This is a genomic window from Xenophilus sp., assembly GCF_044462705.1.
Taxonomy (GTDB): Bacteria; Pseudomonadota; Gammaproteobacteria; order Burkholderiales; family Burkholderiaceae_C; genus Xenophilus; species Xenophilus azovorans.
In genome coordinates this window covers 1-11,082 of record NZ_JBIQNC010000163.1, presented here as the reverse complement: position 1 = coordinate 11,082, position 11,082 = coordinate 1, and the positions used below count along the sequence as shown (strand labels likewise).

Below are 11,082 nucleotides of genomic sequence, written 5' to 3'. Positions count from 1 at the left end.
AACGCCATCTACCAGGGCGGCGGCTTCACCGCCCAGGGCCCCTTCGGCGACTGAGAGACCGGCCGTGACGGCGGAACTCGTGCTCGACGCGCGCAACGGCACCGGCGAGAGCCCGGTGTGGCACGCCGCCGAACAGGCGCTGTACTGGGTGGACATCCCCGCGCGGGCGATCCACCGCTGGTCGCCGGCGGACGGCCACCGCCGATGGACCACCGGCGAGATGCCCGCCTGCATCGCGGCGCACGCCGGCCGGCCGGGCCAGTGGGTGGCGGGCATGGAAAGCGGCATCTTCGCGCTGCAGCTCGGCGACGACGGCCGCGCCGCGGCGACGCCGCTGGCCACCGTCGCGCACGCGGCGCCGGCCATGCGCTTCAACGACGGACGCTGCGACCGCCAGGGCCGCCTGTGGGCCGGCACCATGTGCCTGGACATGGCCGCCGCGATGCGCGCCGGCGCGTGGTACCGCTTCGGCGCCGGCGACGACGCCCTGCCTCCCCGGCTCACCGGCTTCATCGTCCCCAACGGCCTGGCCTTCAGCCCCGACGGCCGCACCATGTACCTGTCGGACTCGCACCCCGAGGTGCAGGCGGTGTGGGCCTTCGACTACGACACCGACAGCGGCACGCCCGCGAACCGGCGCCTGTTCGTGGACATGGCGCCCCTGCCCGGCCGCCCGGACGGCGCCGCCGTGGACGTGGACGGCTGCTACTGGATCTGCGGCAACGACGCCGGCCTGGTGCACCGCTTCACGCCCCAGGGGCGGCTGGACCGCTCGCTGGCCCTGCCCGTGAAGAAGCCCGCCATGTGCGCCTTCGGCGGGCCGCGGCTGGACACGCTGTACGTGACCTCGATCCGCCCCGGCGGCGACCTGTCCGGCCAGCCGCTGGCCGGCGGCGTGTTCGCGCTCGATCCGGGCACCCAGGGCATCGCCGAACCGGCCTTCGCCGGCTGAATCCGCACAACGACTCACAACACCACCACCAAGAAGGAAAGAGGAAGGCAAACATGATCAAGAACACCCTGATCGCATTGGCGGCCGCCGCCGGCTGCCTGGCCGTGCAGGCGCGCGAATTCCGCTCCGCCGACGTGCACAACAGCGACGACTACCCCACCGTGGCGGCGGTCAAGCACATGAGCCAGCTGCTGGAGCAGCGCAGCGGCGGCAAGTACAGGATCAAGGTCTTCAACAAGAGCGCGCTGGGCTCGGAGAAGGAGACGCTGGACCAGGTCAAGATCGGCGCGCTGGAGATGAACCGCGTGAACATCAGCGCGCTCAACTCCATGTGCCCGAAGACGCTGGTGCCCACCATGCCCTTCCTCTTCGACTCCATCGCCCACATGCGCAAGACGCTGGACGGCCCCGTCGGCGACGAGATCCTCAAGGGCTGCGAGCACGAGGGCCTGGTGGGCCTGGCCTTCTACGACAGCGGCGCGCGCTCCATCTACGCCAAGAAGCCCGTCAGGACCGTGGCCGACACCAAGGGCATGAAGATCCGCGTGCAGCAGTCCGACCTGTGGGTGGCGCTGGTCGGCGCCATGGGCGCCAACGCCACGCCGATGCCGGCCGGCGAGGTCTACACCGCGCTCAAGACCGGGCTGATCGACGCGGCCGAGAACAACATCCCCTCCTACGAGGGTTTCAAGCACTACGAGGCGGTGAAGTTCTACTCGCACACCGAGCACTCCATGGCGCCGGAGGTGCTGGTCATCTCCAAGGTGATCTTCGACAAGATGTCGAAGGCCGACCAGGACCTGTTCCGCCAAACGGCCAAGGATTCGGTGGCGTTCCAGCGCCAGAAGTGGGACGAGCAGGAGGCCAAGGCGCTGGACATCGTGGTCAAGGCCGGCTCCACCATCGTCAAGGACGTGGACAAGGCCTCCTTCAAGGCCGTGATGCAGCCGGTGTACGACAAGTTCATCACCACGCCGGACCTCAAGCGCCTGGTCAAGGCCGTGCAGGACGGCAAGTGAGCCACCCGCTGGAGGAACTGGCGGCAGGCCTGCCCGCGCCGCAGGCGCAGCGGCCCGCGGCGCGCGGCGCCTACACGCGCCTGTGCGCCGCGTTGTCCAAGGCCAGCCTGCTGCTGGCCGTGGCGATGCTCATCGCCATCATCGTCTGCGTGCAGTACCAGGTGGTGGGCCGCTACGTGTTCAACGACACGCCCACCTGGGCCGAGGGCCTGGCGCTGCAGCTGGTGCTCTACGTCACGGCGCTGGCCGTGGCGGTGGGCGTGCGTGATGCGGGCCACATCGGGCTGGAGTCGCTCGTCTCGCTGCTGCCCGAGGGGCCGCGCCTGAAGCTGGAAGTGCTGATCCACGCGCTGGTGGCGCTGTTCGGCGCCATCATGGCCTTCAGCGGCTGGCAGTGGACCGTGCTCAAGTGGAGCGACATGAAGCCCATGATGCACGTGCCCGTGGGCATGGACTACCTGGCGCTGGTGGTGGCGGGCGCGCTGATCGTGATGTTCTCCATCGAGCACATCATCGCCCTGCTGCGCGGGGAGGACGTGGAGCCGGCCTGGCACTGAGGCCGCCGCCACGCACGCGCACAAGACAACAACAACTGGAAAAGAACGGAGACGTCCGGTGGAACTGGCGGTACTTTCCCTGAGCTTCCTGGCGCTGCTGGTGCTGGGCGTGCCGGTGGCCTTCTCGATCGGGCTGGCCTCGGTGGCCACGGTGCTGTATGCGGGCCTGCCCGTGGCGGTGGTGTTCCAGAAGATGGTCGGCGGCATGCAGATCTTCAGCTTCCTGGCCATCCCCTTCTTCGTCTTCGCCGGCGAGCTGATGCTCTACGGCGGCATCGCGCAGCGCATCGTGCGCTTCGCCAACAGCCTGGTGGGCCACGTGCGCGGCGGCCTGGGCATGAGCAACGTGGTGGGCTGCACGCTCTTCGGCGGCGTGGCGGGCTCGCCGGTGGCCGACGTCTCGGCCATGGGCTCCGTGATGATCCCGCTGATGAAGAAGGAGGGCTACGACGCCGACTACGCCGTGAACGTGACCACGCACGCGGCCCTGGTCGGTGCGCTGATGCCCACCTCGCACAACCTGATCATCTTCACGCTGGCCACCACCGGCATCGCCTCGGTCAGCGTGCTGAGCCTGATCCTCGCGGGCCTGGTGCCGGCGCTGCTGCTGACGCTGTGCAACCTGGGCGCCGCCTACTGGGTCGCCATCCGGCGCGGCTACGCGATCCGCGGCGCCTTCCCGGGCTGGGGCGAGGTGCTCGCCTCCTTCGTCGCGGCGCTGCCGGGGCTGCTGATCGTGGCGATCATCCTGGTGGGCATCCTCTCGGGCGTGTTCACGGCCACCGAGTCGGCCGCCACCGCCGTGCTGTGGGCGCTGCTGGTCACGGTGCTGGTGTACCGCTCGCTCTCCTGGAAGGACTTCCTCAAGGCCTGCGCCAAGGCCTGCAAGACCACCGGCATCGTGCTGCTGCTGATCGGCATCAGCTCGGCCTTCGGCTACTTCATGGCGCTGTACGAGGTGCCGCAGAAGACCGGCGAGCTGATGACCAGCGTCTCCAGCAGCCCCTGGGTGATCTTCCTGATGATCAACGTGCTGCTGTTCCTGCTCGGCACCTTCCTGGACATGGCGGCCACGATCCTGATCTGCACGCCCATCTTCCTGCCCATCGCCATGCAGTTCGGCATGAGCCCGGTGCAGTTCGGCATCGTCATGCTGATCAACTGCGCGCTGGGCCTGAACACGCCGCCCGTGGGCACCACGCAGTTCATCGGCTGCGCCATCGGCGGCGTCTCGGTGGGGCAGGTGATGCGCTCCATCCTGCCCTTCTACGGCGCGCTGACCCTGTGCCTGCTGCTCGTGACCTACGTGCCGCTGTTCTCCACCTGGCTGCCCACCCTTTTGAACGCGCCGCTGAAGTAGCGCTGCTTTCCGTCTGCCATGCCCACGTCCCACGCCATCCGCCACGTCCGCATCACGCCCATCGCCTTCCGCGATCCGCCGCTGCTCAACGCGGCGGGCATCCACGAGCCCTGGGCGCTGCGCTCCATCATCGAGATCGAGACGGCCTCGGGCCGCGTCGGCATCAACGAGAGCTACGGCGACCAGCCCATGCTCGACGCCCTGGCCAAGGCCGCGCCGGCCCTGGCGGGGCTGTCGCCGTGGGCGCTCAACGAGATGGAGCAGCGCGTCGCGGCGCTGGTCGCGCCGCCGGCGCAGACGGCCTCCGAGTTCCTGGACCAGCAGGTCTCGCTGGCGCCGGGCACCCACGTCTCCAAGACGGTCGCGAAGGTCGTCAGCGCCTTCGAGGTGGCGATGCTCGACCTGCAGGGCCAGCTCGCGCAGGCGCCCGTGGTCGACCTGCTGGGCGGCGCGGCCCGCGACAGCGTGCCCTTCTCCGCCTACCTCTTCTACAAGTACGCCGAGCACATCGACAGGCCCTACGCGCCCGACGCCTGGGGCGAGGCGCTCACGCCGCAGCAGCTCGTCGCCCAGGCGCGGCGCATGATCGGGCAGCACGGCTTTCGCAGCATCAAGCTCAAGGCCGGCGCGCTGCCGCCCGAGCAGGAGGCGGCCGGCATCCTGGCCCTGGCCGACGCCTTCCCGGGCACGCCGCTGCGCATCGACCCCAACGGCAACTGGACGGTGGACACCAGCCTGAAGATCGTGCGGCAGCTGCGCGGCGTGCTCGAGTACTACGAGGACCCGGCCCCGGGCCTGGAGGGCATGGCCGCCGTGGCGCGCGAGTGCGACGTGCCGCTGGCCACCAACATGGTGGTCACCGACTTCGCCGAGTTCCGCCGCAACGCCGACATGGGCTGCCCGGTGAAGATCGTGCTGAGCGACCACCACTACTGGGGCGGCCTGCGCGCGACGCAGCGGCTGTCCACCCTGTGCCGGACCTTCGACCTCGGCCTGTCCATGCACAGCAACTCCCACCTCGGCGTCAGCCTGGTGGCGATGACGCACCTGTGCGCCAGCGTGCCGCTGCTGACCTACGCCTGCGACACGCACTACCCGTGGCAGGACGAGGAGGTCATCGAAGGCGGCCGGCTGCGCTTCGACCAGGGCAGCCTGCGCGTTCCCACCGCGCCGGGCCTGGGCGTCGCGCTGGACCGCGAGGCGCTCGCCCGCCTGCACGACAACTACCTGCGCTGCGGCATCCGCCACCGCGACGACCTGGCGCAGATGCGCAAGTACGACCCTGCCTTCACCGGCAGGCAGCCCCGTTTCTGAATGCGCCACCCACGCCGACGACAACAGGTGGCCACCGCGCGCACGCGCTGCGCACTTCCTTTCCTTCCCATCCCACACAGGAGACTTTCCATGCAACGCCGCACGCTGATCCATCGCTCGCTCGCCGCCGGCACCCTGCTGCTGGGCGGCGCGTTCGCCGCCCTGCCCGCCGCGGCCCAGGGCGCCTGGCCCACGGGCAAGGCCATCACCTACATGGTGCCCTTCCCGCCCGGCGGCAACACCGACACCCTGGCGCGCGTCATCGCCCAGCCGCTGGGCACGGCGCTGGGCACGCCGGTGGTCATCGAGAACAAGGGCGGCGCCGGCGGCAGCGTGGGTTCGGCCATCGTCGCGCGCGCGCCGGCCGACGGCTACACCATCCTGGGCGGCACCATCAGCTCGCACTCCATCAACGTGAGCCTGTATTCCAAGCTGGACTACGACCCCGTCAAGTCCTTCACGCCGGTGGCCATGCTGGGCTCGGGCCCGCTGGTGCTGGTGGTGCCCTCCGCCAGCCCCTACAAGACGCTCGACGACGTGCTGGCCGCCAGCAAGGCCAAGCCGGGCGGCCTGTCCTCGGCCTCGCCGGGCACCGGCACGTCGCCGCACATGGCGCTGGAGCTGCTGGCCTACCAGTCGGGCGTGAAGTTCACGCACGTGCCCTACAAGGGCAGCGGCCCCGCCGTGCAGGACGTGGTCGGCGGCCAGGTGGACATGATGTTCGACACCACGCTGATCGTCGGCCCGCACATCCAGTCCGGCAAGCTGCGCCCCATCGCCGTGAGCAGCTCGAAGCGCGTGGACTCGCTGCCCGACGTGCCGACCATCGCCGAGGCCGGCCAGAAAGGCTTCGACATGGGCTCCTGGCAGGCCGTGTTCGCGCCGGCGGGCACGCCCAAGCCCATCGTGGACCGGCTGCACGCCGAGATCATGAAGATCATCGCCACGCCCGAGGTGCAGGCGCGTCTGAAGGGCTTCGGCATGGTGCCCTCCACCATGACGCCCGCCGAACTCGGCGAGTACCAGAAGGCCGAGGTCGCCAAGTGGGCACAGGTGATCAAGGCGGCCGGCATCAAGGCCGAATGAACGCCCGCCCGGCGGCGGGCATCCGGGCGCCCCTGTACATCCGGATGCACGAGGCCGACAACGTCGCCATCGTGGCCAACGACGGCGGCCTGCCGGCCGGCACCGTGTTCCCCTGCGGCCTGACGCTGGTGGACAGGGTGCCGCAGGCGCACAAGGTGGCGCTGGCGGACATCCCCGAGGGTGCGCCGGTGCGCCGCTACGGCGTGGCGATCGGCTACGCGCTGAAGGACCTGCCGCGCGGCAGCTGGGTGCACGAGCGCCTGCTGCGCATGCCCGAGGCGCGCGCGCTGGAGGGCCTGCCCATCGCCACCGTGCGGCCGCCCGCGCAGCCGCCCCTGGAGGGCTTCACCTTCGAGGGCTACCGCAACCCGGACGGCTCGGTCGGCACGCGCAACATCCTGGCCATCACGCAGACCGTGCAGTGCGTGGCCGGCGTGACCGCGTACGCCGTGCAGCGCATCAAGGCCGAACTGCTGCCCCGCTACCCGAACGTCGACGACGTGGTGGCGCTGGAGCACGGCTACGGCTGCGGCGTGGCCATCGACGCGCCCGACGCCGCGGTGCCGATCCGCACGCTGCGCAACATCAGCCTGAACCCGAACTTCGGCGGCGAGCTGATGGTCGTCAGCCTGGGCTGCGAGAAGCTGCAGCCCGAGCGGCTGCTGCCGCCGGACGCGATCCCGCTGGCCGCGGACGCGCCCGCGCCGGACGTGGTCTGCCTGCAGGACGAGGGGCACGTCGGCTTCATGTCGATGGTCGACTCGATCCTGCGCCAGGCCGAGACGCACCTGGCGCGCCTGGACGCCCGGCGGCGCGAGACGGTGCCCGCCAGCGAGCTGGTGGTGGGCGTGCAGTGCGGCGGCAGCGACGCCTTCAGCGGCGTGACGGCCAACCCCGCGGTGGGCTTCTGCACCGACCTGCTGGTGCGCGCCGGCGCCACCGTGATGTTCAGCGAGGTGACCGAGGTGCGCGACGGCATCGACCAGCTCACCGCGCGCGCCGCCACGCCCGAGGTGGCGCAGGCCATGATCGAGCAGATGGCCTGGTACGACGCCTACCTCGCCAGGGGCCGCGTGGACCGCAGCGCCAACACCACGCCCGGCAACAAGAAGGGAGGCCTGTCCAACATCGTCGAGAAGGCGATGGGCTCCATCGTCAAGAGCGGCAGCGCGCCCATCGCCGGCATCGTCGCGCCTGGCGAGAAGGCACGGCGCAGGGGCCTGCTCTATGCCGCCACCCCGGCCTCCGACTTCATCTGCGGCACGCTGCAGCTGGCGGCCGGCATGAACCTGCACGTGTTCACCACCGGCCGCGGCACCCCCTACGGGCTGGCGCAGGTGCCGGTGATCAAGGTCGCCACACGCACCGATCTGGCGCGCCGCTGGCACGACCTGATGGACGTCAACGCCGGCCGCATCGCCGACGGCGAGGCGAGCATCGAGGACGTGGGCTGGGAGCTGTTCAGGCTGATGCTCGACGTGGCCAGCGGCCGCCGGAAGACCTGGGCCGAGCAGTGGAAGCTGGCCAACGCGCTGGTGCTGTTCAATCCCGCGCCGGTGACCTGAGAAGGCGCGGACGCATCCCGTCGCGGCGGGGGCCGCCGATAGAATCGCCCACCTTTGGCCGCCCCCGCACCGACCTTGTCCGATCGCCTCTCCGTCCTGCCGCAGTACCTGTATCCGAAGAAGGGGCTGACCTCGTTCGCCGGGTGGGTGGCGCGCGGCGAGCGCGGCGCGGTCACCACGGCCATCATCCGCCGCTTCGTGCGCAAGTACGGCGTCGACATGGGCGAGGCGGCCGAGTCCGACATCGCCCGCTACGCCAGCTTCAACGACTTCTTCACCCGCGCCCTGAAGTCCGGCGCCCGCCCCATCGCCGATGCGCCGCTGGTGTGCCCGGTGGACGGCGCCATCAGCCAGTTCGGCCGCATCGAGGGCGACCAGATCTTCCAGGCCAAGGGCCACCGCTACACCGCCACCGCCCTGCTGGCCGGCGACGCGGCCCTGGCCGAGCGCTTCCGCGACGGCAGCTTCGCCACGCTGTACCTGAGTCCGCGCGACTACCACCGCATCCACATGCCCTGCGACGGCCGCCTGCTGCGCATGAGCTACGTGCCGGGCGAGCTGTTCTCGGTCAACCCCGTCACGGCGCGCGGCGTGCCCGGGCTGTTCGCCCGCAACGAGCGCGTCGTGTGCCTGTTCGAGTCGGCCGGGCACGGCCCCTTCGTGCTGGTGCTGGTGGGCGCGACCATCGTGGGCAGCATGGCCACGGTGTGGCACGGCGTGGTCAACCCGCCGCGCGGCGGCCAGGTGCGCGAATGGCGCTACGAGGACCAGGACATCACGCTGGCGAAGGGCCAGGAGATGGGCCGCTTCCTGCTCGGCTCGACGGTGGTGCTGCTGTTCCCCGCCCCCGCGCTGGCCTTCAACCCGGACTGGGCGCCGGGCCGCGCCGTCCGCCTGGGCGAATGCATGGCCGGCATGGCGGGCGCGCCGTCAAGTCCGGCCGGCTGATCTGAGGCTTGCACGCCACAACCCGCTCCGTACCTGCACGGCCAGCTACGAAACTTGTAGCATCCCGGATGCCGCGCCCCCAAAGAGGCGCTCCGCCCCCGGCGCGCACGACACAACGAGGAGATGTCCTGATGAGCAGCAAGGAGAACACGGCCATCAGCCAGTTGCTGGCACTGCTGGAGGCCCGCTACGCGCTGCGCGTGCTGTGGGCCCTGCGCGATGGCCATCCGCAGACGTTCCGGCTGCTCCAGGACAGCGTGGGCGGCATCACGCCCAACACCCTCAACACCCGCATCAAGGAACTGCGCGAGGCGGGCCTGCTCGGCCACGGCAGCGACGGCTACTGCCTCACCCTGGCCGGGCAGGACCTGCTCAAGCGCCTGTCGGACCTGCAGGCCTTCGCCAGCAAGTGGCAGGTGGCGCAGGTGCACCGCAGGGAGCCGGCGCCGCTGCCGGCCAAGGTCGGCTGAGGCGCGGCGGCGGCGCGCCTCGCTACACTGCGCGGCCCGTGCCCGGCATGGCGCCACGCCATCGCCGCGCGATCCTTCCCGCCCCCCTGCCCCCTGAGGAGCCCGCCCATGCCCACCACCCCTTCCGGCCTGCAGTACGAGGACACCGTCGTCGGCGACGGCGCCGAGGCCCAGCCCGGCCACCACGTGCACGTGCACTACACCGGCTGGCTCTACAACGACGGCCAGCAGGGCGCCAAGTTCGATTCCAGCCGCGACCGCGGCCAGCCCTTCTCCTTCCCGCTCGGCGCCGGCCACGTCATCAAGGGCTGGGACGAGGGCGTCGCCGGCATGAAGGTCGGCGGCCAGCGCACGCTCATCATCCCGCCCGGCCTGGGCTACGGCGCCCGCGGCGCCGGCGGCGTCATCCCGCCCAACGCGACCCTCAAGTTCGACGTCGAACTCCTCGGCGTCTGACGCGCCCGGGCCCGGCCCGGACGCCCCTGTCCCCCACCCCATCGGCGGCGCGCTTTCCATTGGAAATTTCAAGCGCGCCGCCCGGTGCTGCGCCCTTGAAAAAGACCCCACGGGCCCCAGGTGGTCGGCAACCCCGTTTCCAGACCTCTTTTCCCCAGACCACATGACGGAGAACACCCCCCCGCACACCGACCAGCCCGGCACCGCCCGCAGCCCTGAAGAACAGGAGGCGGCGCAGGCCGCCAGCGAGGCCGATGCGCAGGCCCAGGCCGTGAACCTCCAGGCCGAACTGGATGAACTGAAGGCGAAGAACGCCGAACTGGCCGACCAGTACCTGCGCGCCCAGGCCGAGGCGCAGAACGCCCGCCGCCGCGCCGAGGACGAGGTCTCCAAGGCCCGCAAGTTCGCGCTCGAAGGCTTCGCCGAGAGCCTGCTGCCCGTGCTGGACAGCCTGGAGGCCGGCCTGGCGGTCAAGGAAGCCACCAACGAACAGATCCGCGAGGGCGCCGAGGCCACGCTGCGCCAGCTCAGGAGCGCGCTGGAGCGCAACAAGGTGATCGAGGTCGCGCCCGCCGTGGGCGCCAGGTTCGACCCGCACCTGCACCAGGCCATCTCGATGGTGCCGGCCGACCAGGAGGCCAACACCGTGGTGAGCGTGCTGCAGAAGGGCTACACCATCGCCGAGCGCGTGCTGCGCCCGGCCCTGGTCATGGTGGCGGCCCCCAGGTAAGGCACAGGCTGCACACAGGAAATTCCCTGGCGAGTCCTTGAATACCCCAGGGTTATCCACACGTTCATCCACAACCCCATTCATCGCATTCAGGAGCACAACGACATGGCAAAGATCATCGGCATCGACCTGGGCACGACCAACTCGTGCGTGTCGATCATGGAGGGCAACAACACCCGCGTGATCGAGAACTCCGAGGGCGCGCGCACCACGCCTTCCATCATTGCGTACCAGGAGGACGGCGAAGTCCTCGTCGGCGCGCCGGCCAAGCGCCAGGCCGTCACCAACCCGAAGAACACGCTGTACGCGATCAAGCGCCTGATCGGCCGCAAGTTCGAGGAGAAGGAAGTCCAGAAGGACATCCACCTCATGCCCTACGAGATCGTCAAGGCCGACAACGGCGACGCCTGGGTGGAAGTGCGCGGCAAGAAGCTGGCGCCCCCGCAGGTCAGCGCCGAAGTGCTGCGCAAGATGAAGAAGACCGCCGAGGACTACCTGGGCGAGCCGGTCACCGAGGCCGTGATCACCGTGCCGGCCTACTTCAACGACAGCCAGCGCCAGGCCACCAAAGACGCCGGCCGCATCGCCGGCCTGGACGTCAAGCGCATCATCAACGAGCCCACCG

12 protein-coding genes are annotated in these 11,082 nt (G+C 70.3%); all 12 read left to right on the top strand.

What is annotated here, in order from left to right:
* Nucleotides 1–64 precede the first annotated feature (64 nt).
* Nucleotides 65–952 (top strand): SMP-30/gluconolactonase/LRE family protein, encoded by an 888-nt coding sequence (locus tag ACIY1X_RS19985; RefSeq protein WP_399683890.1) that lies wholly within the window; start codon nt 65–67, stop codon nt 950–952.
* A gap of 53 nt (nt 953–1,005) precedes the next feature.
* Nucleotides 1,006–1,971, top strand: a complete 966-nt coding sequence (locus ACIY1X_RS19980; RefSeq protein WP_399683888.1) for a TRAP transporter substrate-binding protein — start codon at nt 1,006–1,008, stop codon at nt 1,969–1,971.
* Between the two features lie 125 nt (nt 1,972–2,096).
* Nucleotides 2,097–2,528 carry a TRAP transporter small permease gene (locus ACIY1X_RS19975; protein ID WP_051953260.1) on the top strand — a complete coding sequence of 144 codons (432 nt, stop codon included), beginning with the start codon at nt 2,097–2,099 and terminating at the stop codon, nt 2,526–2,528.
* 58 nt (nt 2,529–2,586) lie between these two features.
* Nucleotides 2,587–3,888 carry a TRAP transporter large permease gene (locus tag ACIY1X_RS19970; RefSeq protein ID WP_399683885.1) on the top strand — a complete coding sequence of 434 codons (1,302 nt, stop codon included), beginning with the start codon at nt 2,587–2,589 and terminating at the stop codon, nt 3,886–3,888.
* Between the two features lie 18 nt (nt 3,889–3,906).
* Complete coding sequence (locus ACIY1X_RS19965; RefSeq protein ID WP_399683883.1) at nt 3,907–5,202, top strand: glucarate dehydratase family protein; 1,296 nt, start codon at nt 3,907–3,909, stop codon at nt 5,200–5,202.
* 90 nt (nt 5,203–5,292) lie between these two features.
* Nucleotides 5,293–6,288, top strand: coding sequence for a tripartite tricarboxylate transporter substrate binding protein (locus ACIY1X_RS19960; RefSeq protein ID WP_038206103.1), 996 nt, complete (start codon nt 5,293–5,295; stop codon nt 6,286–6,288).
* Entirely contained in the window at nt 6,285–7,853 is a 1,569-nt protein-coding gene (garD, locus tag ACIY1X_RS19955) for a galactarate dehydratase (RefSeq protein ID WP_399683880.1), read from the top strand. The genes ACIY1X_RS19960 and garD overlap by 4 nt, the downstream gene beginning before the upstream one ends.
* A 75-nt stretch (nt 7,854–7,928) precedes the next feature.
* Entirely contained in the window at nt 7,929–8,801 is an 873-nt protein-coding gene (gene asd / locus ACIY1X_RS19950) for an archaetidylserine decarboxylase (protein ID WP_399683878.1), read from the top strand.
* Nucleotides 8,802–8,932: 131 nt separating this feature from the next.
* A complete protein-coding gene (locus ACIY1X_RS19945) occupies nt 8,933–9,271 on the top strand; it encodes a helix-turn-helix domain-containing protein (protein ID WP_038206109.1) in 339 nt (112 codons plus the stop codon).
* A gap of 108 nt (nt 9,272–9,379) precedes the next feature.
* On the top strand, nt 9,380–9,727 hold the full coding sequence (locus ACIY1X_RS19940) for an FKBP-type peptidyl-prolyl cis-trans isomerase (RefSeq protein WP_038206112.1): 348 nt from the start codon (nt 9,380–9,382) through the stop codon (nt 9,725–9,727).
* Between the two features lie 163 nt (nt 9,728–9,890).
* Nucleotides 9,891–10,457 (top strand): nucleotide exchange factor GrpE, encoded by a 567-nt coding sequence (grpE, locus tag ACIY1X_RS19935; RefSeq protein WP_399683874.1) that lies wholly within the window; start codon nt 9,891–9,893, stop codon nt 10,455–10,457.
* A gap of 105 nt (nt 10,458–10,562) precedes the next feature.
* On the top strand, nt 10,563–11,082 hold a 520-nt coding region (locus ACIY1X_RS19930; protein WP_399683871.1), incomplete at its 3' end, for an Hsp70 family protein.